The organism is Amphritea pacifica (assembly GCF_016924145.1).
Classification (GTDB): Bacteria; Pseudomonadota; Gammaproteobacteria; order Pseudomonadales; family Balneatricaceae; genus Amphritea; species Amphritea pacifica.
This window is the reverse complement of the sequence record NZ_JAFFZO010000038.1, coordinates 19151-40268: the sequence shown is the minus strand read 5'-3', so window position 1 is coordinate 40268 and position 21118 is coordinate 19151. Positions and strand designations below refer to the sequence as shown.

The 21118-nt window shown below is 52.3% G+C and carries 18 protein-coding genes; 8 read left to right on the top strand and 10 right to left on the bottom strand.

The genetic code is table 11. From position 1 onward, the window contains the following. Window positions 1–115: 115 nt before the first annotated feature. From JW499_RS18565 to pilM, 8 genes are read right to left on the bottom strand one after another with little or no spacing between them, the layout of a single operon-like run. Complete coding sequence (locus tag JW499_RS18565; protein WP_205211988.1) at window positions 116–1747, bottom strand: SPOR domain-containing protein; 1632 nt, start codon at window positions 1745–1747, stop codon at window positions 116–118. A 12-nt stretch (window positions 1748–1759) separates the two neighbouring features. Next, window positions 1760–2836 (bottom strand): 3-dehydroquinate synthase, encoded by a 1077-nt coding sequence (aroB, locus tag JW499_RS18560; RefSeq protein ID WP_205211987.1) that lies wholly within the window; start codon window positions 2834–2836, stop codon window positions 1760–1762. Window positions 2837–2849: 13 nt separating this feature from the next. Then, window positions 2850–3368, bottom strand: a complete 519-nt coding sequence (gene aroK, locus JW499_RS18555; protein WP_269814590.1) for a shikimate kinase AroK — start codon at window positions 3366–3368, stop codon at window positions 2850–2852. A 10-nt stretch (window positions 3369–3378) separates the two neighbouring features. After that, on the bottom strand, window positions 3379–5484 hold the full coding sequence (locus JW499_RS18550; protein ID WP_205211986.1) for a type IV pilus secretin PilQ: 2106 nt from the start codon (window positions 5482–5484) through the stop codon (window positions 3379–3381). A 5-nt stretch (window positions 5485–5489) separates the two neighbouring features. Continuing rightward, entirely contained in the window at window positions 5490–6038 is a 549-nt protein-coding gene (locus tag JW499_RS18545) for a pilus assembly protein PilP (protein WP_205211985.1), read from the bottom strand. Then, the gene (locus JW499_RS18540) at window positions 6022–6624 is read right to left on the bottom strand and encodes a type IV pilus inner membrane component PilO (RefSeq protein WP_091354919.1); all 603 of its coding nucleotides are present in this window, start codon (window positions 6622–6624) and stop codon (window positions 6022–6024) included. Before JW499_RS18540 ends, JW499_RS18545 begins: the two co-directional genes overlap by 17 nt. 1 nt (window position 6625) lies before the next feature. Beyond that, window positions 6626–7174: a PilN domain-containing protein gene (locus JW499_RS18535; protein WP_205211984.1), complete on the bottom strand. Its 549-nt coding sequence runs from the start codon at window positions 7172–7174 to the stop codon at window positions 6626–6628. A 5-nt stretch (window positions 7175–7179) separates the two neighbouring features. Beyond that, the gene (gene pilM / locus JW499_RS18530) at window positions 7180–8241 is read right to left on the bottom strand and encodes a type IV pilus assembly protein PilM (RefSeq protein WP_205211983.1); all 1062 of its coding nucleotides are present in this window, start codon (window positions 8239–8241) and stop codon (window positions 7180–7182) included. Window positions 8242–8394: 153 nt separating this feature from the next. Here pilM and JW499_RS18525 point away from each other — a divergent pair, with 153 nt between their 5' ends. Beyond that, window positions 8395–10914, top strand: a complete 2520-nt coding sequence (locus JW499_RS18525; RefSeq protein WP_205211982.1) for a penicillin-binding protein 1A — start codon at window positions 8395–8397, stop codon at window positions 10912–10914. A 130-nt stretch (window positions 10915–11044) separates the two neighbouring features. Here JW499_RS18525 and JW499_RS18520 read toward each other — a convergent pair whose 3' ends face one another. Next, window positions 11045–12316, bottom strand: a complete 1272-nt coding sequence (locus JW499_RS18520; RefSeq protein WP_205211981.1) for a malic enzyme-like NAD(P)-binding protein — start codon at window positions 12314–12316, stop codon at window positions 11045–11047. 279 nt (window positions 12317–12595) lie between these two features. After that, window positions 12596–12811: a 50S ribosomal protein L31 gene (gene rpmE / locus JW499_RS18515; protein ID WP_091354906.1), complete on the bottom strand. Its 216-nt coding sequence runs from the start codon at window positions 12809–12811 to the stop codon at window positions 12596–12598. A gap of 216 nt (window positions 12812–13027) precedes the next feature. Here rpmE and JW499_RS18510 point away from each other — a divergent pair, with 216 nt between their 5' ends. From JW499_RS18510 to ubiE, 7 genes are all read left to right on the top strand, one after another. Then, window positions 13028–15229, top strand: coding sequence for a primosomal protein N' (locus JW499_RS18510; protein WP_205211980.1), 2202 nt, complete (start codon window positions 13028–13030; stop codon window positions 15227–15229). Between the two features lie 175 nt (window positions 15230–15404). Then, window positions 15405–17090: an arginine--tRNA ligase gene (gene argS, locus JW499_RS18505; protein WP_205211979.1), complete on the top strand. Its 1686-nt coding sequence runs from the start codon at window positions 15405–15407 to the stop codon at window positions 17088–17090. A 13-nt stretch (window positions 17091–17103) separates the two neighbouring features. Further along, window positions 17104–17802, top strand: a complete 699-nt coding sequence (locus tag JW499_RS18500) for an SPOR domain-containing protein (protein WP_205211978.1) — start codon at window positions 17104–17106, stop codon at window positions 17800–17802. Between the two features lie 100 nt (window positions 17803–17902). Next, window positions 17903–18436 (top strand): ATP-dependent protease subunit HslV, encoded by a 534-nt coding sequence (gene hslV, locus JW499_RS18495; protein WP_091354894.1) that lies wholly within the window; start codon window positions 17903–17905, stop codon window positions 18434–18436. 29 nt (window positions 18437–18465) lie between these two features. Further along, entirely contained in the window at window positions 18466–19800 is a 1335-nt protein-coding gene (gene hslU / locus JW499_RS18490; protein ID WP_205211977.1) for an ATP-dependent protease ATPase subunit HslU, read from the top strand. A gap of 46 nt (window positions 19801–19846) precedes the next feature. Further along, window positions 19847–20224 (top strand): gamma-butyrobetaine hydroxylase family protein, encoded by a 378-nt coding sequence (locus JW499_RS18485; RefSeq protein ID WP_205211976.1) that lies wholly within the window; start codon window positions 19847–19849, stop codon window positions 20222–20224. A gap of 131 nt (window positions 20225–20355) precedes the next feature. After that, on the top strand, window positions 20356–21117 hold the full coding sequence (ubiE, locus tag JW499_RS18480; protein ID WP_091354885.1) for a bifunctional demethylmenaquinone methyltransferase/2-methoxy-6-polyprenyl-1,4-benzoquinol methylase UbiE: 762 nt from the start codon (window positions 20356–20358) through the stop codon (window positions 21115–21117). Window position 21118 lies beyond the last annotated feature (1 nt).

Below are 21118 nucleotides of genomic sequence, written 5' to 3'. Positions count from 1 at the left end.
CACAGTTGTGTATGCAGAGAAAAAGGGACAGGTATTTTACACAGCGAGGGTATGAAGGACAAATTATAAGCAATACAGAAAATTTTTTTGTTTGCGCAGACGATACAAAAAAATACTATTTTCTGGCTGCCAGATCCGCCTGAATCCCCTGAATTGTCCTCGCCCAGGGCTTCAGTCTGGCAAGCGCTGAAGGTAGTGATGCACTGGCAGCATGGGCGGCATCCCGGTCTTTATATTGTCCATAGACAACCACAAACCAGGGGTTACCCTTGTAGCGGGTCTGAAACATATAAAACTTCTGAGGTTCTGCCTGTTCACGGATAAACGCTTCTGCACTTTTGCGCATTCCAGCGCCCAGCATTTGCAATGTATAGCCACTGGCAGGCCAGCCCATCAGGGTTTGCTCCGCTTCAGTCAGCTGATTGTTGTCAGCCACTGCTGCCTTAACCGGCGCTTTCTTAACCACAGGTTCAGGCTCTATTACTTTAACCTTTTTTGCTGCAGGTGCAATAGGGGCGACCACAGGCTTATCCGCGACAGCAACAACCGGCTTATCGACAGGCTTAGCTTCAGGGGCACTGGAGCCAGGCGTTTTAGTCACGGACTGCCCGGTATTTACGCTCTCTGACACCCTGCCTGCAGCAGGCTCCCCGGACGGTACACTGGTTTCTGCTGTTTCGACGGTATCCCGATCAGCGGTTTGCGGGACGGGTGACATCTTCTCCCGTGAATCACTTTGCGCTAAAAGGGGTAATGAATCAGAGCCAGGTGATTGGTTATTATCAGTCTGATTGACCTTAACCTCAGCGACCGGACTTTCATTTGCAGCAATCACCGGCCCCGACTCTATCGGCACCTGAATCTGTACCTGCGTACGGGTCGTTCCGGCGTCACTTTCTGGCCAGTACTGCCACAACCCACCCAGTAGTACGAGCAGTAAAATGGCGGCAACACTGACAAGGTGCACGCGGGAGAACCCTGTTGATTCGGTAGTCTTCTTGACTGAACCAGAGCGGAACAGTAGCTCCGCCTGTTGATTGAGCGAGCCCGGGTAGCCACCGGAAGCATCATAAACGGCCTCTAGCTGTTTTTCAGTCAGGGAAGCCGCTGCACTATATCGTTGTAGCAGATAACTTTTAGCTTCTGTTGTAGTCAACGGCTCCAGCACCAGTTGATGCACCTGAGACTCGAGCAGTTCATACTCATCAAACCCCTGCAGGCGTCCATGAAAACCATCTCCGGCGGCCATTAACAGGTGCGGTTTAACCGGAAGTCCCTGCGCCTCGCTGAGCATCTGAAGCAATAGCTGAACAACCGGATTTTCCAGCTGATCAGCATTATCTATAATGATAACCCATTGAATATGCTCAACGGCCATCACCTGAGCAAAGCGGTAAATGGCATTCAACATCTGCTGGTTATCAGCCTGAGTATCCAGCTCGGGGCTCAGCTGTTCGCTCAGGGCGACCAGCACACCATTCAAACCTGGGGTTTTGCTGCCATCCAGGGAACAAAGCCGTAGCGTTCGATCACTCTCCGCCGCCTGCAGTTGTCGAATCAGGGTTGTTTTTCCGGCACCCTCCGGGCCGGTGACCAGCAGCAGAAAATCACTGAAGCGACTCAGGTGCTCAAGCTTTTCCAACAGCTGCAATCGGGAAGATGGCTCAAAAAAGAAACTCTTACGCTGCTCTGCACTGGCAAACGCATCTGCCAGCGCGTCAACACCATTCCCTTTAAGATCTGCCATCGGTAAGCCCCTTTATGCTGCGAAGCGGGTTAAGGTTTGCTGCAATGCTGCCGGATCAAACTGGTCAGTCACCACAGCCTTCCCCAGCGCTTTTAACAAAATCAAACGCAACTGCCCGTCGACAACCTTTTTATCAACAGACATCAGCGCCATGAATTCTTCCGGTGTCATTCCCTGCGGCGCGGCCACCGGAAGCTTTGCTGCCTGCATGATCTGTACAACCCGCTGATAATCATCGCTACTGATCCATCCCAGTCGCTGAGACAGGTCTGCAGCCATCACCGTTCCAACTGCCACAGCTTCACCATGAAGCCAGTTCCCATAGCCCTGACATGACTCAATTGCGTGCCCAAACGTATGCCCAAGATTGAGTAACGCCCGCACACCGGACTCTTTCTCATCCTGAGCGACAACCTCCGCCTTCAATTCACAGGAGCGATAGATTGCATAACTCAGCAGTGATGCATCTCGCCCGATCAGGCCTGACATATTCGATTCAAGCCAGCCAAGAAAACCCTCATCATAAACCAGGCCATACTTGATCACTTCGGCCAGTCCGGCCGACAACTCACGATCAGGAAGCGTTTGCAGTACATCAACGCTGGCCAGAACCACCTGCGGCTGATGAAACGCGCCAATCATATTTTTTCCTAAGGGGTGGTTCACTCCGGTTTTCCCTCCCACTGAAGAGTCAACCTGGGAAAGCAGAGTAGTGGGAATCTGGATGAAGTTAACCCCTCGCTGGTAACAAGCTGCGGCAAAACCGGTCATATCACCAATGACCCCGCCGCCTAAGGCGATCAGCGTAGTAGTGCGGTTATGGCGGCATTCCAGCAGACGATCAAACACCGCATTCAGCTGCGCCAGCGTTTTAAACTTCTCCCCATCCGGCAGAATCACATCATCGATCTGCACCGCGGGCAAAACAGCTTTTAATGGTTCCAGATAAAGAGGAGCGACCGTTTCATTACTAACGATTAACACCTGATTTCCCTTGACATATGGGGTCAGGTTGTCCGGGTGAAACAGGTCGGTTCCGATAAAGATAGGGTAGGAACGATCACCAAGATCGACATTCAGGATTTGCATGGCGGGCTTATCTCTATTTAACTATTTGCTGTGCGCGAAGCTCCGTCATTATATCAGTAACCACAGCTTTAGGGTTACGGCGTTCGGTATCAATAACAATATCGGCCACTTGCAGATAGAGAGGGTGACGCTGTTCCATCAGCGTATTCAGCACCGCCTCAGGATCGGGGGTTTGCAGCAAAGGCCGGTTTTTATCCCGCGCGGTACGCTCCAGCTGTTGTGCGACAGATGCTTGCAGATAGACTACCGTACCTCTACCTTGCAGATTTGAACGATTTTCCGGGCGCAATACAGCTCCGCCTCCGGTCGCCAGCACCAGATTATCCTCCGCACTCAGCTGATCGATAATATGCGCTTCCCGGTCGCGAAACCCCACTTCACCCTCAACATCAAAGATCCAGGGAATATCGGCACCTGCCCGCTCTTCAATAACTTTATCTGAATCGACAAACCTCAGTTTCAGCTCATGAGAAAGAAGACGCCCTATGGTGCTCTTTCCAGCACCCATAGGGCCAATTAAAAATATGTTCAATACAACAACCTTACTGCTTTGACAGAGACTCGCGTACCAGCTTAGGCGTGATAAAAATCAGCAGTTCAGACTTGATATTAGACTCCGATTTATTTCGGAACAATCCACCAAGCACCGGCAGATCACCCAGCAGCGGTGTTTTATTAACGGTATTCTGTGTTTCATTTTCAAACACACCACCGAGCACAATTGTCTGCCCATCAGGCACCACAACCGAGGTTTCTAACAGGTTTTTGATAATACTGATATCTCCGTTCGACAGGGTCTCACCAACGGAGTCTTTCTTAATGACCAGATCCATAGCGATCCGATCGCCCGGGTTGATCCGCGGCGTTACCTCCAGTGAGAGCACCACATCTTTAAACTCAACCTTGACATCGCCGTCCTCAACCGTCTGGTAAGGAATCTCTCTACCAGATTCAATGAGTGCAGCTTTACCATTGGTGGTGACAACCTTGGGCTGGGAGATCACCTCAATCCGACCATCAGATTCCAAGGCGGATAACTCTAGCTGTAACAGCGCACTGTTAGAAGCAAGCCCGATGGCAACGGAAGCGGGCGAGGAAACATTGGCACCAAGATCAACCATCAGACCACTTGGCACCGCACCGGGAGAGGAGACACCTGATATTGAACTACCGATAGAGATCGCATTGCCCGACGAATCAGCATCACCATACCCCAGCCCCCACTTAATACCCAGATCTTTCGACACAGTGGTATTCGCGGTTACCAGACGCGCTTCAATCAGCACCTGCGCAACCTCGGTATCAAAGCGGCGCAGGGTTGAGCGGATCTCTTCTATCCGTTTTTCCGTTTCACGCACCATCAGCACATTGGTTTCATCATCCGCGAGCAGGAAACCCCGCTCAGAGATAAGCTTCGCCTCATTCAGGCGGGACACCATATCGGAGGCTTTCCGGAAATCCACCTGAATAAACTCGGTGCGCAGGGGAGCAAGCTCTTCAACCTGTTTGCTGCTTTCCAATTCAACCCGCTCGCGTTCAGCAATCTCTTCTGCTGTACCGATCAGCAGCACATTGCCCATTTCACGCTTATCCAGCTTATTGGTATTCAGAATCAGATCCAACGCCTGATCCCAGGGGACATTCTTCAACCGTAGCGTGATGTTACCATTCACGTTGTCGCTGACAACCAGATTCATTTCCGCGACTTCGGCAAGAATCTGCAGTACGGAACGTACCTCGACATTCTGGAAGTCCAGATCGATCCGCTCTCCCTGATAGGGGAAACGGGTCTCTTCAATCTTATCCAGCTCAGCCTGAGTGATAGGTTTCAAATCCACAACCAACTGATTGTTGGTCTGATACACCATATAATCATAGGGTTCGGGAGATGGCTTAATCAGAATGGAGACATTCTCACCACTGGCCATCGAGTCGATAAACATCACCGGGGTGGCAAAATCCTGAACATCGATGCGATTCTGCATACTGGCAGAGAGGTCAACCCCTAACAGGTTGACAACAACGTTATTGCCTTCCTCGATAACATCCACACCAGCCCGGTCGTCTGACAGAGAAACAACCACCCGTCCGGCCCCTTCCGGAGTCCGTTCAAAATCAACACCTTTAACCCGGGTCTTATCCGATACAACGGGCTTAGCACTAGAGTCTGCAGTGACGCTCTTGCTGACTTTGGCCACTTCCTGTTTAGCCATTCCGCGGTCACCTACCGTCAGAAACAGACTGTTGCCATCGGTGCGGGTTTCAAAGGCAGATGCTTCAAACAGATCGACAACAACCCGCAGCCGGCCGTCAACCTGAGCGAAGTTGATCTTATCGACATTACCACTCTCAACGGTCAGCAACCGGGTATCCTGTGTATTTTCAACGCCCCACATATCCAGCACCAGGCGCGCCGGACTGTTAGTCATATAGGATTTAGGCAGCGAGGGGGGCACGTCAAAATCGAAGCGAACCTCAAGCTTATTATCGGGAAGCGCAACAAAGGAGGACGCCATAAGCTTTGCATCTGCAGCGATCGCATTGAAAGCCAGCATCCACAGCCCGATGACTATTCCCGCCATCTTAGCGAGTGCGGAGTACGTCAGTTTACCCGCCTGAATATTCTTATTCACAGTATTCACCATCATCGTCATCAATCCATCACCACGCTACGGGGCCGTCGCATCCAACCACCCCGGCCGTTTGTAACAATCTCAATAAGCTCAACATTATCACTGTTAACAGCAACCACTTTGCCGTAATCCAGCCCCATATAATCACCGACAGAAACCCGGTGCACTTCGCCCTTCTTATCCTTAATCAGCGCCCAGCGTGAGCCATCCGCACTCATATTAATGGTGCCAACCATGGAAAGATTATCCAGCGAAAAGGTTTCGAGATAGCTCTTCTCCCGATCCATATCGGGTTTTATGCCGTTATCGCCTGGCGTAGCAACCTCATCTCCGGTATCCAGTGCAGCGATAGAAACCAGCGGTTTGAAAGGGCTCCGCATACTGGCACCCTCATAGACAAAGCTATGATAGGGCTTAAATTCCGGCAGCGGCTCCACCTTTATAATCTTTTTCTGCTTCTCCTGCGCAACAAAGCTGCGCAGATCACTGACATCCTCAATCCAGACGCAACCGCCGAGAAAAAAGGGAGTAAGAATCAGGAAACGCAAAAGTTTACTTGGTATCATCATAGCGATAAGTCTTTGCACTAATTGTCATATCCAGCTGGCCTCCAGCAGGAGTTATACTGTAGTCATGCAGGGTCACAATCCGGGGGATTGCGGCAACGCCGCTGACAAACTGACCCATCTGGTGATAGGTACCACTCACCTTTATGTTGATCGGAAGCTCAATAAATATCTCATTTCTTATCTCCCCACCCAGTGTGATCGACTGGATATTCAGACCGCTTGAACGACCAATTTCGGTGATATCCTCCAGCAGACCAGGTACCTCTTTCTCGGTCGGCAGCTGTTTTAGCAGTTCGGAAAAACGCCCCTGAACATCTTTCATCTGTTCGCGGAGCTGATCCAGGCTGGCTACCTGAGTTGTCTTCACCGAGATCTGCTGCTTAAGACCGCTCTCCTGGCTAACTTCACGGGCCAGATTTTTCTCTTTATCAGTGATGTATAAATAGACACCAGCGCCAACGACCAGCGAAAAAACCAGCAGATAGGTGATCACTTTCACCCCTATTGGCCAGTTGCCCGCCATATTGAAGTCAAGGTTATCGGCATCAAACCCTTTAAAACTGTTTTTCAATGCATCCATTGCCATATCAGTTCACCTCTTCCAGCGAGGGTTTCAATACCGGAACAGTCAGGTTGAATTTCTTCATATTGCCATCATTCGCCACGGTAGACAGGTTCGGCTCACCAAACCAGATACTGGCATAAATATGCCGCATCAGACTCGAAACATCGTCACTTTTCTCAGCCCGCCCAGCCAGATTAATGGTATCGCCTTTACGGCTCAGGGACTGATAATAGACACCATCAGGCAGCACCCGAACCATCTCATCAAAGCTTCTGACAATCAGGGGACGGGTCCCCTGAAGCTCCTGAATCGCATTCAGACGGGCGATGAGACGGGCACGTTGCTGTTTTAGCTCTTTAATGTCCGCCAACTGCTTGTCCAGCTGTGCAATTTCGCTGCGCAAAAAGTTATTCCGCGTTTTTTGCCGGTCTGTTTGCATATCGATATAAAAACCGATCAGAAATACCACCATGGCAGCAAGAAATGCAGCGGCCACCAGATTCACAATAAACTGTTTTTGCCTCTCAGCAGACAGCTCTTCGCGCCAGGCCCTTAAATTTATCTTTGCCATAGTCGCTACCCTTCAAAGCTTCGTAACGCCAGACCACAGGCTTTTACCAGGGTTGGAGCATCCTGACTCAGCCGGCCTGCATTGATTTTCGAGTCCAGATCCATACCCACAAATGGATTAGCAACCTCAACAGCCACACCGACCTCGGCCTGCATCTGTTCAGCCAACCCATCAATCGCCGCGGTCCCCCCGAGAATATAGAGTTTACTCAGTTCATTGTGCGGACCAGAGGAGTAGAAAAACTGCAACGACCGTGAAACCTGCTGCGAAACAGTGCTTCGGAAGGGCAGCACCACACTCTGTTTCAGCTCCTCAGACAGTTCCCCGCTACGCAGGAGATGTTCAACCTCTCCCGCTTCCAGTCCCGACTGCTGATGAATAATATTGCTCAGATCGTTACCACCAAACGCCTGTTCACGGTCATAAACGATCTTACCGTTTTTGAATACATTGAGAGTAAGGGTAGATGCGCCGATATCAACCAGCCCGATAAGCTGATCGGTTGTATCCGCCGCATTATCCAGCAACCCCACAACCCGCTCAGTGGCAAAACGGTCGACATCAACAACTTCACACTTCAACCCGCTGCTGTTAATCGCGTCTTCACGCATTTCCACATCATCACGACGACAGGCAACCAGCAGAATATCATTGAGCTCCGGACTGCTCTCCGATGGACCAAGCACCTCAAAATCGAGGGCTATCTCATTCAGGGGATAGGGAATAAAGCGATCCGCTTCAAGCTTAACCTGTTCTTCAAGTTCAAACTCGGTGAACGCGTTACTCAGTTGGATGGTCTTAGCAATTACAGCGGAAGAGGGCACTGCAGCAACACAGGTCGTCAGCCCGCCGCCACATATTTTCAACCCCTTCTCAACAGCCTCAGATACCTGACCGATATCCTGAATACTGCTCTCTATAACGGCAGATGAAGGCAAAGGCACAATCGCGTATGAGTCAAGACGAAGTCCCTTCCCGCGCTTTGAAAGTGCCACCATTTTAATTGAAGAGGAGCCGATATCTATGCCGACCCATCCTTTTTCCTGTTTGCTAAGAAAGCTAAGCACAGTAAATTATCCTTAAAAAATCCCGCATAAACCGAGCGTTATTGACTCTAGCGCGGTTTCATCAAAAATTAAACCACTGTTTCACTAGTGGCTGACACTTTCTTACAGATATAATAACTCGGCAACAAAAAACTTAACTTTAAATAACTTAACATGAAAATATTGACATCGTTACTCAAGATCGGCCTAAAACTCACCATACTGGGCTGCTTTGTTGGCTGCCTGGCATTGGCCGCGGCGTATTTTTACTATGCGCCCAAACTTCCCGATGTCGAAACCCTGCGAGACGTTCAGCTGCAAACCCCCCTCAGAATCTACTCTGAGGACGATAAGCTGATCTCTGAATTTGGCGAAAAGCGCCGTACACCGATCAGTTTTAATCAGATCCCCCAGAACTACATCAATGCCCTGCTGGCTGCCGAAGACCGGAACTTTTTCGAACACATCGGCATCGACATCAAAGGCCTGTTCCGCGCTGTCTTTCAGCTGGCAAGTACCGGCCATATCCAGAGCGGTGGCAGCACCATCACCATGCAGGTTGCGAAAAACTACTTTCTCACCCGGGAACGCTCTTTTGTTCGTAAATTCAATGAGATACTACTCTCACTCCGGATCGAACAGGAGCTGACCAAAGAGGAGATTTTTGAGTTATACATCAACAAGATCTACCTGGGACACCGCTCCTACGGCATCCAGGCTGCTGCCAACATCTACTACGGCAAAGATATCGATCAACTCAGTCTGGCCCAGGTCGCCATGATTGCCGGCCTCCCCAAAGCACCGTCTGCATACAACCCGATCACCAATCCCAGCCGCGCACTGGAACGCCGCAACTGGATCCTGAAACGGATGCACAGCCTCAGCTTTATTAACGACGAGGACTATGAAACCGCCAGAAATGAACCCATCAGCGCAGAATATCATGGCACCCAGATTGAACTATACGCTCCCTATGTTGCTGAAATGGTTCGCAATGAGCTATATCAATACTTTGACGAGAGTTTATACACCAACGGCTTCAGAGTTTACACCACGCTAAACAGCACCATGCAGGCGGCAGCCAATCAATCCGTAGAGGATGGTCTGATCGCCTACACTGAGCGACACGGTTATTTTGGCCCGGAAAAACCGGCAGCAGTCACTCCACTCACTGAAGAAAACATCACCGCATTCCTGGAACAGCAGCGCACCTACGGCTCTCTGCAGCCGGCTATTGTGATCAGCACAGATCAGCAACAGGCACGACTCTTCATCAAAGATCACGGCCCCGCCACCCTAAGCTGGGACAATATGGAGTGGGCGCAGCCCTATAAAGGCCCCAACAGCCGGGGACGAAAACCTGAACAGGCAGCGGATCTATTCTCCCCCGGCGACCTGATCAGAGTACGATTAGACAGCGAAAACAACTGGCGCCTGACCCAGATCCCACGGGTAGAGGGCGCGCTGACCGCCCTGTCACCCCAAAATGGCGCCATCAGAGCACTGGTTGGCGGATTCAACTTTAACCACAACAAGTTCAACCGGGCTACCCAGGCAAGACGCCAGCCTGGCTCAAACTTCAAGCCTTTCATTTACGCCTCAGCGCTGGAACAGGGCTACACACCCGCGACCCTTATCAATGATGCTCCCGTAGTGTTCCATGACAACAACCTGGAATCAAACTGGAGACCGGAAAACTACAGCAAAAAGTTCTACGGCCCAACCCGTTTGCGCGAAGCGCTCTACAAATCCAGAAACCTGGTATCTATCCGCATCCTTCGTTCAATCGGCATCGATACTGCGACTGAATTTCTCAGCCGCTTTGGCTTTGATAAAGACCGACTACCCAACAATCTTTCCCTATCACTGGGTAGTGCAGACATAACCCCACTCGAACTGGTGACAGGCTATGCCGGTCTGGCCAACCAGGGCTTTAAAGTCAGCCCCTACTTTATCGACAGAGTGGAAGATTCAGAAGGCAATATTCTTTATCAGGCACAACCAGCAACCGTCTGCCCGGAATGCACCTACATCGCTAACCCTTCCGCTCCGCCAGCGGTGTTAAAACGTATAGAGCAGCAGGCAGCCACCACAGGCAACGCCATCATCACCCCGGCATCAACCCCGGACACCCCCCCGCAGACCAACCAGGAGGAGCTTCCCACCAGCCAGCCAGCCGGACAACAGACTACCAGTCTACCGGTGGCAAACCGGATTATGCAGCCGCAGACCGCCTACATGATCTACAGCATCATGCAGGATGTTATCGCCCGGGGTACCGGACGCCGTGCCCGGGTGCTGCAACGCTCAGATCTGGCAGGCAAAACCGGAACCACTAACGATCAGAAAGATGCATGGTTTTCAGGCTTTAACAAAGATGTGGTGGCAACCGCCTGGGTCGGTTTTGATCAGCCATCAACCCTGGGGCGTAGCGAATTCGGCGGAACCGCAGCATTACCAGTCTGGATTGAATTTATGGAAACGGCCCTGGCCAACAGCCCTGATCTGCCCATCGCTCAGCCTGAGGGACTGGTCAGCATCAGAATCGACCCCAAAACAGGCCTGCTGGCATACCCCGGCCAGGAAGATGCCATTTTCGAAATATTTCCCGAGGACAGCGTACCGAAAGAGATTGCCCACAATCCAGCACTCACAAATGCCACGGGCACAACCCGAACCGAAGAAATATTCTGAGTCAAGAAACCGCAGCCGCCCTGGCTCCAGCCAGGCAACGGTTCTTCCTTTTCCTGAATAAAAATCCCAGTCGTCAGACACAAAAAAACCCGGCATGCCGGGTTTGGTTTTTTTTAATTATCGTATCGACTTACCGATTCAGCAAAGCCGCAACGGTTGTCAGCGGGTAGTGAGCAGGCAACGGCAGACGGGCAACGCCTGAATCGATAGCCGCCTGAGCAACCGCCTGAGACACAACACCCAGCAGACGGGAGTCGGTTGGTTTAGGAATAATATACTGAGGGCCGAACTCCAGAGAACCCAGCTCGTATGCATCCAGAACTTCCTGAGGAACAGGCTCTTTAGCCAGATCCGCCAGAGCACGTACAGCGGCAGCTTTCATCTCTTCATTGATAGCAGAAGCACGAACATCCAGTGCGCCACGGAAGATGAAAGGGAAGCCCAGTACGTTATTGACCTGGTTAGGGTAATCTGAACGACCGGTTGCCATGATGACATCATCACGAACAGAGTGAGCCAGCTCAGGCTTGATTTCCGGATCAGGGTTAGCACAGGCAAACACAACCGGTGTTGGCGCCATTTTCGCCAATTGCTCAGCACTCAGCAGGTTGGGACCAGACAGACCAACAAACACATCGGCGCCATCAATCGCATCATCCAGCGTACGCTTATCGGTCTCTGAAGCGAATGCCGCTTTCTCCGGGGTCAGGTTTTCACGACCAGAGTGGATAACACCGGTACGGTCAATCATAAAGATATTCTCGACCTTGGCACCCATATTCACCAACAGCTTCATACAAGCATGCGCCGCAGCACCTGCACCAAGACAAACAATCTGCGCTTCTTCAAGCGTCTTACCGGCGATCTCCAGAGCGTTGATCATACCAGCAGCCGTTACGATCGCGGTGCCGTGCTGATCATCATGGAATACCGGGATATTGCAACGTTCAATCAGGGCGCGTTCTACTTCAAAACACTCCGGCGCCTTGATATCTTCCAGATTGATACCACCAAAGGTATCTGCGATACGGGCAACGGTGTCGATCAGAGCCTGAGGGCTTTCAGAATCAACTTCGATATCGACAGAATCAATTCCGGCGAACCGCTTAAACAGCAGCGCTTTACCTTCCATAACAGGCTTGGACGCCAAAGGCCCCAGATCGCCAAGACCCAGAATAGCAGTACCGTTACTGATGACGGCTACCAGGTTGCCTTTAGCAGTATAGCGATAAGCGTTATCAGGGTTTTCTGCAATGGCACGTACAGGCTCAGCAACACCCGGGCTGTAAGCCAGCGCCAGATCGCGGGCAGACTCAGCAGAAGTAGTCAGCTCAACACTGATCTTACCCGGGCGAGGAAACTCGTGATAATCGAGTGCAGCTTGTTTCATATCTTCAGACATGGTCGCGGTTCCAACTTAGTTATAAAAATTCGGAGCTCGAATCATATAGAAAAGATCCTTCGCGCTCAACCGCAAAAACAGCCCATATCTCTGAAATTTTCACGATATTCAGTGTATTTTCTACTACTTTTGAGGGAGTAAGCAGAATTTACAAAAGAATTACTCTGCAAAACCAGAGGATCTAACCAGTTATGCTAAAGTTTTATATAAATCAGTCTGAATTGACCAGAGACAAAAAAGGCACCCCAAAGGGTGCCTTTTTTCACAATACGGAATCGTTTACTTCTTAAGACCACGTCCGCCAAAACGCTTGTTGAAGCGATCAACACGACCACCGGTAGTCGCATCTTTCTGCTTGCCGGTATAGAACGGGTGGCACTGGCTGCAAACATCGATGTGGATGTCTTTACAAACAGTTGAACGCGTCTTAACAACGTTGCCACAAGAACAGCTTGCGCTGATCTCGGAGTATTCTGGATGGATATCTTTTTTCATCTGAAACCTCAGTTGTTTTGTATGCCGCCACCCGATCTTTTGCCGGGCACCGCATGCAGGCAATAAAGCCTATAGGATTAAGGCCGGGCATTATACGCACAGTTTTTACCCCCAGCAAGCATTTCGCAAGACCAAGACGAAAACAGCCACAGGTTAACAGCGAAAACAAAAAGACATACACTGTCACATCTGTTCCTGATGTGGATCTTCCCTTTAATGTCTTATCTGCAGCTCGCCATTCCCTCCCCTCTGCGCCGACTATTTGATTATCGGCCACCAGCCGGGTGCTCGCCAGAGCAGCTCAGCCCCGGCGTGCGGGTAAAAGTGCCGTTCGGGCGGCGGGAAGTCACCGGGATTCTGATCAATGTGACACAACACAGCGAAGTCCCACCGGATAAGCTCAAGCCCGCGATTGCCGTGCTCGATACAACCCCACCGATGCCAGAATCGATACTAAAACTGGCACGCTGGGCGGCTAACTACTATCAACACCCGCTGGGCGACGCTCTGAGCCAGGCTCTGCCGGTGCTGCTACGTAAAGGAGACCCCTGTGAATATGCCCACCAGCATCTGTGGCGATCAACACCAGGCGCAGATATCGCTCAACTGGGTAAAACTGCGGCACGGCAGCGGGAGCTGTTGCTCCTGCTACTGGAACACCCCAACGGCATCAGCGAAGATGCCATACGGGCTGAAGGCGGGCAAACCCCACTACTGAAGAAACTGGCCGACAAAGGCCTGGCCGAGTCTTTTATTCACAACACCGACCATCACCACCACAGCGATCAGCCACTCCATGAAGCACCACTAACACTAAACACAGAACAACAGCAGGCGGTTAACGCCATCACCGCCACCCCAGGCTTTAAATCCTTTCTGTTACAGGGAGTGACCGGATCAGGCAAAACCGAAGTTTACCTGCAGGCGATAGAACATTTTATCCGTCAGGGCAAACAGGCGCTGATTCTGGTACCCGAGATCGGCCTGACGCCGCAGACCGTAGCCCGCTTCAAGGCTCGTTTTAACCTGCCAGTGGTGGTGTTGCACTCCAACCTGACCGATCGTCAGCGACTCGATGCCTGGCTTCAGGCCCGTGAAGGCACGGCCCGCATTATTATTGGTACCCGCTCGGCCATCTTCACCCCCCTTAAAAGCCCCGGGGTGATCTTTATCGACGAAGAGCATGACACCTCATTCAAGCAACAGGATGGGTTTCGCTATAACGCCCGGGATCTGGCTGTTATGCGCGCTAACGTTGAACAGATTCCGGTTGTACTGGGCACAGCAACTCCCGCAATAGAGAGCCTCTATAACGCGCAACAGGGGCGCTATCACTGGCTAAAGCTGAATCAGCGCGCCGGTAATGCTCGCGCACCTGAGTTTGAACTACTGGATATCCGTCAGCAGCCGCTGCAGGATGGGTTATCGGCACCGCTGGTTGCGCAGATCAGACACCACCTGCAGCAGGGCACTCAGGTGCTGATCTTTCTTAACCGTCGTGGTTTCGCGCCCACCCTGATGTGCCACGACTGCGGCTGGCTGGCAGACTGCAAGCGCTGTGATGCGCATATGACCCTGCACAGAAAACCATTCCATCTGCACTGCCACCACTGCGATAGCCAGCGCCCCGTGCCGATCAAATGCGACAGCTGTGGCAGCACCGAACTGAAACCCGTCGGCGCCGGCACTGAGCGCACCGAGGAGGCCCTGCAGAAACTCTTCCCCAGCGTCCCTGTAATCCGGGTTGACCGTGACACGACACAGCGCAAAAACGCCATGCAGCAGATTATGGACCGGGTTCATCAGGGCCTGCCCTGCATTCTGATTGGCACCCAGATGCTGGCAAAGGGACATCACTTTCCTAAAGTGACTCTGGTGGCCATTCTGAATGCCGATAGCGGCCTGTTCAGCGCCGATTTCAGGGGGATGGAGCGCACCGCTCAGCTGATACTACAGGTTGCGGGCAGAGCGGGCAGAGCCGACCATCCGGGGAAAGTCGTGATGCAAACCCACCATGCAGACCATCCGACCATTACCAGCCTGGTCACTGAAGGCTACCAGGCATTTGCTGAACAGGAACTGGGGCAGCGTATCGCAGCCTACCTGCCGCCCTCAATACATTGCGCCATGTTCCGGGCTGAGGCCAGCCATCCGGGAGTGGCTGAGCGCTTCCTCGGCACACTCAGGAATCGGCTGGAGTCGGATATTCTCCAGCCCCAGGGAATTCAGTGGCTGGGCCCTCTGCCCTCGCCAATGGAAAAGCGGGCCGGACTGTTTCGCGCCCAGCTGGTGTTACAGTGCCGCGATCGCAAAAACCTGCACCAACAGCTACACAATATTATCAGAGAAGCAGAAGATGACCCGGATACCCGCAAAGTCCGCTGGTCCGTGGATGTCGATCCGGTGGATATGTTTTAGCCACAAATAACCCCATCAGGGGTTAACAAAGGGCGGACGAAAAGGGATAATACGCGGTCTTTTTTACAGACAACGCGCAACCGCCTTAGTTTTGATACTCTCCTTTACTCTTCATAAGGCGAAAAACCTGCGGCGCTGAATCTGGCCCCTGAATTCAACCCGGTATCTTTTGAGCATGAAACAACACATTGCGGATCTGATTAATACTGCCCTGACCTCGCTGATTGAAAATGGCACCCTGCCAGCTGACACTCAGCCCAACATCATGGTAGAGAACACCCGCGACAAGTCTCATGGAGACTTTGCCTCCAACATCGCTCTGACCCTGGCCAAGGCTGCCAGATGCAACCCCCGGGAACTGTCTCAAAAGATCTGCGCAGCCCTGCCCGGTTCTGATAATGTCGAAAAAACCGAGATCGCCGGCCCCGGTTTTATCAACTTCTTTGTCAGCGATGCCTCAACCGGCAACCTGATCAAAACCATCCTGCAGCAGAAAAGTGATTACGGCCGCAACAACGATGGTGCCGGCAAAAAGGTGCAGATTGAGTTTGTCTCTGCCAACCCAACCGGCCCTCTGCACATTGGTCACGGCCGGGGCGCAGCGGTCGGCGACTGCCTCAGCCGCCTGATGGAGGCGACTGGCTGGGAGGTCACCCGCGAGTTTTATTACAATGATGCCGGTGCCCAGATTAACAATCTGGCACTCTCTGTACAGGCACGCTGCAAAGGACTAACCCCAGAAGACCCAAGCTGGCCTGAGGATGGCTACCGCGGTGCTTATATTACTGAACTGGCGGAAAGCTTTATGCGCGGAGATACGGTCAGCTCTGAAGATCAGAGTTTTACCGGCACTCAGGATGCCGATGATCTGGAAGCGATCCGCCATTTTGCTGTGGCCTATCTGCGCCATGAGCAGGATCTGGACCTGAAAGCGTTCGGCGTCGACTTCGATGTCTATTTCCTTGAGTCCTCTCTCTATAGCGAAGGCAAAGTTGAGGAAACTGTACAAACCCTGATTAACAATGGCTATACCTACGAGGATGGTGGCGCGCTGTGGCTGCGAACCACCGACTTTGGTGATGATAAAGATCGGGTAATGCGCAAAACCGATGGCGGTTATACCTACTTTGTGCCTGATGTTGCCTACCATATGAATAAGTGGCAGCGCGGCTTTGACACAGTTATTAACGAACAGGGCGCTGATCACCACAGCACCATCACCCGCGTTCGCGCGGGTCTGCAGGCACTCAATGCAGGGATCCCTAAGGGCTGGCCAGATTATGTACTGCACCAGATGGCCACCGTTATGCGCGGTGGTGAAGAGGTCAAGATTTCCAAACGCGCGGGCAGTTATCTGACCCTGCGAGACCTGATCGACGAGGTAGGCCGTGATGCCACCCGCTACTTTCTGGCAGCCCGTAAATCAGACAGCCATCTGAATTTTGATATCGATCTGGCGCGCTCAGAGTCTGCGGATAATCCGGTCTATTACATTCAGTATGCCCATGCACGGGTCTGCTCAATCTTCCGTAAACTGGTTGAAAACAACCAGCAGTGGGATGAGCAAACCGGTCAGAACGCCCTCGACCGGCTGACCCTTGAATCGGAGAAACACCTGACGATTAAGCTGGGACGTTATCCGGAAGTGGTGAAACGCGCTGCCGATGTCCGCGAACCTCATCTGATCGCCACCTACCTCTATGAGCTGGCCAGCGATTTCCACACCTATTACAACTCAGAAAAAACTCTGGTTGACGATACTGACCTGCGCAACGCCCGGCTAACCCTGGCGGTTGCCGTCAGACAGGTACTGGCAAACGGCCTGGACCTGCTGGGCGTCAATGCTCCGGACCTTATGTAAGCAGGCGAAACTGATGGCGCGCAAAGATTACGCAAAGAAACGCAACAGTGGAACGGCCGCCAGCCGGGCAACGCGAAGCAATGCAAAAACCAAAAGCGCGCCGGTGAAAAAGCCCTTCCCGCTGGTACGCTCTGTTATCAGTCTGGTAGTGCTGGCCGGCTTTGGCTTCGCGCTCTGGCAACTGACGACCGTAAAACCCGATAACAGCACTACCGGCACCACTACACAGCCAGCCACGTCAAAGCCCGCTGCCAAAGCGGCTGACAAGGTTAGTAAACCGGTGGCTAAAGCCGCACCAAAAGCACAACCTGCTGAATCCAAAACAAAACAACCGGAAAGCAAAGCCGCCAAACCGGCAATACCGGTTGAGGAGCAGTCTGAACGGTTTGATTTCTATCAGATTCTGCCAGAGAGCGAAGTCGATACCGCCAATGTTGAGCCCTACAAATCGACCCCGAAAGACGCTAAATCGGCACACACCTATGTGATTCAGGCCGGCTCTTTCAAAAATCAGAGCGATGCTGAACAACTGCGGGCACGCCTTATTCTGGAAGGGCTGCCCAATGTCAAAACGCACCGGGTGACCAATAGCAATGGCAGCATCTGGTATCAGGTACTGTCCGGCCCGTTCGAAAACCGCTCGCTGCTGAATAAAGCTGAAGACCGCCTGGTCAGGATGAGTATTCAGCCATTAGTCCGACAAATCGACTAATCGATCGGTCATCGGATATTCATAACCTTGAAATAACGTCCTGCGCTCCCATATCTATACTCATTGAAAACTGAGTATATCTATTCGGGAAAACGCACCCATGACCACAATTGTTTCAGTACGCCGCAACGATCAGGTCGTTGTCGGCGGTGACGGCCAGGTTTCGCTTGGCAACACCGTAATGAAAGGTACCGCCCGCAAAGTCCGTCGCCTGCCAAAGCACGATGTCATCACCGGCTTCGCCGGCAGCACTGCAGACGCCATCACCCTGCTGGATCTGTTCGAACAGCAACTGGAGAAACATCAGGGCAATATTTTCAATGCCGTGGTCAGCCTGGCCCGGGAGTGGCGTGGTGACCGGGTGCTGCGAAAACTGGAAGCACTGATGCTGGTTGCCAATAAAGATAAAACCTACCTTATCTCTGGCAGCGGCGACATTATTGAACCCGAAGACGGCGTCATCGCCATCGGCTCCGGTGGCAACTACGCCCTGGCTGCAGCCCGCGCACTGGTTGCTAACAGTGATCTGTCCGCCCGGGATATTGTTGAAAAGAGCCTGCAGATCGCTGCCGATATCTGTGTCTTTACCAACGCCAACCTCACCATAGAACAGCTGCAGTCCACCGCAGCCTGAGCCTGAAGAATAGCCAGAGAGAATTACTGATGTCCAATATGACACCCCGCGAAATAGTTTCTGAACTTGACCGACACATCGTCGGTCAGGCCAACGCCAAACGTTCAGTCGCCATCGCACTGCGAAACCGCTGGCGCCGGATGCAGCTGGAGCCTGAACTGCGCGCCGAAGTTTCACCCAAGAATATTCTGATGATTGGCCCTACCGGGGTCGGTAAAACCGAAATTGCCCGCCGCCTGGCGAAACTGGCTAACGCCCCTTTTATTAAGGTTGAAGCCACCAAGTTTACCGAAGTGGGCTATGTCGGCCGCGATGTCGAAACCATTATCCGCGACCTGATGGATATGGCGATCAAAATGTTGCGCGAACAGGCGATGGATAAAGTTAAATTCCGCGCCGAAGATTCCGCCGAAGATCGCATTCTTGATGCTCTGTTGCCACCTGCCCGCCCCACCAGTTTTGATGAGCAACCGGCAGAACCGAAACAGGACAGTGCGACCCGGCAACTGCTGCGCAAGCAACTGCGTGAAGGCAAGCTGGATGATAAAGAGATCGATATCGATCTGAGCCAGACACCGGTCGGGGTTGAGATCATGGCTCCCCCGGGAATGGAGGAGATGACCAGTCAGCTGCAGAGCATGTTCTCCAACCTGGGCAACAACAAAACCAAAAGTAAACGGATGAAGGTTAAAGATGCGCTGAAACAGGTGATCGACGAAGAAGCGGCCAAAATGGTCAATGATGATGAGCTGAAACAGCAGGCCATCGACGCCGTGGAGCAAAACGGCATCGTCTTCCTCGACGAGATCGACAAAGTGTGCAAACGTGAGGGCACCGGGGCTGATGTGTCACGCGAAGGGGTTCAGCGCGATCTGCTGCCGCTGATCGAAGGCAGCACCGTAACCACCAAATACGGCATGATCAAAACGGACCACATTCTGTTTATCGCCTCCGGCGCGTTTCATCTGTCCAAACCATCCGATCTGATTCCCGAACTGCAGGGGCGTCTGCCGATCCGGGTTGAACTAAAGGCTCTGACACCGGATGATTTCCGCCGCATCCTCACCGAACCAAATGCCTCACTGACGGAGCAATACCGCGCCCTGCTGGCGACGGAGGGAGTCACCGTTGAGTATACTCAGGATGGCATCGACCGGATTGCTGAGCTGGCGTATCAGGTCAATGAGAAAACCGAAAACATCGGTGCCCGTCGCCTGCATACAATGATGGAGCGATTACTGGAAGAGATCTCTTTCACCGCCGCCGACAACTCAGGTCAGACCATCAATGTCGATCGTGCTTATGTGGATCAGCATCTGGCAGAGCTGAGCCAGAATGAAGACCTGAGCCACTATATCCTTTAACCCCATCCATGTGGCGGAGCCTCAGGCTCCGCCATCGGAGTCAGTCATGGCAGCACCACTTCCAAAAGACATTAAGCTTCACGCAAAATCCAGAACCCTTGAGCTGATTTACAGTGATCAGGAGCATTACGAACTGACCGCCGAATACCTGCGGGTTCACTCACCCTCAGCCGAGGTACGCGGTCACGGTATCGGCAACGGCGTGCTGCAGACAGGCAAACAACTGGTGGGAATCAAAGGGCTTGAATCCGCTGGCAACTATGCACTCAAGATTATCTTTGATGATGGCCACGACAGCGGCCTGTACACCTGGGAATACCTCTACGACCTGTGTCTACATCATGATACCTACTGGAACCGTTATCTCGCAGCCCTGCAAGAGGCCGGAGCCACACGCCACGGCAACATGATCGCCCGGGGTTAGGCAGCACAGCCTCTCGCTGACTGAACCGGTTTTTTATTTACCCAGATCAGTTGATGATGGAAGAGTAAAGACAATTGCCTGTGGCAAAGGTAGAATGCTGCAACGCGAACTATGCAGATTACAGGTTTTCTATGACTGACCAGAAACAATCTCAGGACAAAACCCATTTCGGCTTCGAACAGGTCAAAGTCGATGAAAAACAGGCGAAAGTAGCTGACGTTTTTCACTCGGTTGCCAGCAAGTATGACATCATGAACGATCTGATGTCCGGCGGTATCCATCGCATCTGGAAACGGCTGACCATCGAACAGAGCGGTGTCCGTCGTGGCCATAAAGTGCTGGATATTGCCGGCGGTACGGGCGACCTGACGATGCGTTTCTCTCGTCTGGTGGGTTCAGAGGGCAAAGTGGTTCTGGCGGATATCAATGATTCAATGCTTAAGGTTGGCCGCGACCGGTTGATGGATCGGGGCATCACTGGCAATGTCGAGTTTGTCCAGGCCAATGCTGAAGCGCTACCCTTCCCAGACAACACCTTTGACTGCATCACCATCGCATTTGGCCTGCGAAACGTCACCTTCAAAGAGAAAGCGCTGGCGTCAATGGCCCGGGTACTGAAACCCGGCGGTAAGGTAATGGTGCTGGAGTTTTCCAAAACCGAAAATCCACTGCTGACCAAAGCCTATGATCTATACTCATTCAACCTGCTACCCAAAATCGGCAAGCTGATTGCGGGCGATGAGGACAGTTACCGTTATCTGGCAGAATCGATCCGCATGCACCCCGATCAGGAAACCCTGAAAGGGATGATGGAGGAAGCAGGCCTGACCCAGTGTAAATATCAGAATATGACCGGTGGCGTTGTCGCCCTGCATACCGGCATCAAACCCTGAC

What these genes read in the sequence shown, in the direction of transcription:
- JW499_RS18565 (WP_205211988.1), bottom strand. Translation starts at nt 1,747, where the DNA reads ATGGCAGATCTTAAAGGGAATGGTGTTGACGCGCTGGCAGATGCGTTT.
- aroB (WP_205211987.1), bottom strand. Translation starts at nt 2,836, where the DNA reads ATGCAAATCCTGAATGTCGATCTTGGTGATCGTTCCTACCCTATCTTT.
- JW499_RS18550 (WP_205211986.1), bottom strand. Translation starts at nt 5,484, where the DNA reads ATGATGGTGAATACTGTGAATAAGAATATTCAGGCGGGTAAACTGACG.
- JW499_RS18545 (WP_205211985.1), bottom strand. Translation starts at nt 6,038, where the DNA reads ATGATGATACCAAGTAAACTTTTGCGTTTCCTGATTCTTACTCCCTTT.
- JW499_RS18540 (WP_091354919.1), bottom strand. Translation starts at nt 6,624, where the DNA reads ATGGCAATGGATGCATTGAAAAACAGTTTTAAAGGGTTTGATGCCGAT.
- JW499_RS18535 (WP_205211984.1), bottom strand. Translation starts at nt 7,174, where the DNA reads ATGGCAAAGATAAATTTAAGGGCCTGGCGCGAAGAGCTGTCTGCTGAG.
- JW499_RS18525 (WP_205211982.1), top strand. Translation starts at nt 8,395, where the DNA reads ATGAAAATATTGACATCGTTACTCAAGATCGGCCTAAAACTCACCATA.
- JW499_RS18520 (WP_205211981.1), bottom strand. Translation starts at nt 12,316, where the DNA reads ATGTCTGAAGATATGAAACAAGCTGCACTCGATTATCACGAGTTTCCT.
- rpmE (WP_091354906.1), bottom strand. Translation starts at nt 12,811, where the DNA reads ATGAAAAAAGATATCCATCCAGAATACTCCGAGATCAGCGCAAGCTGT.
- JW499_RS18510 (WP_205211980.1), top strand. Translation starts at nt 13,028, where the DNA reads ATGTCTTATCTGCAGCTCGCCATTCCCTCCCCTCTGCGCCGACTATTT.
- argS (WP_205211979.1), top strand. Translation starts at nt 15,405, where the DNA reads ATGAAACAACACATTGCGGATCTGATTAATACTGCCCTGACCTCGCTG.
- JW499_RS18500 (WP_205211978.1), top strand. Translation starts at nt 17,104, where the DNA reads ATGGCGCGCAAAGATTACGCAAAGAAACGCAACAGTGGAACGGCCGCC.
- hslV (WP_091354894.1), top strand. Translation starts at nt 17,903, where the DNA reads ATGACCACAATTGTTTCAGTACGCCGCAACGATCAGGTCGTTGTCGGC.
- hslU (WP_205211977.1), top strand. Translation starts at nt 18,466, where the DNA reads ATGTCCAATATGACACCCCGCGAAATAGTTTCTGAACTTGACCGACAC.
- JW499_RS18485 (WP_205211976.1), top strand. Translation starts at nt 19,847, where the DNA reads ATGGCAGCACCACTTCCAAAAGACATTAAGCTTCACGCAAAATCCAGA.
- ubiE (WP_091354885.1), top strand. Translation starts at nt 20,356, where the DNA reads ATGACTGACCAGAAACAATCTCAGGACAAAACCCATTTCGGCTTCGAA.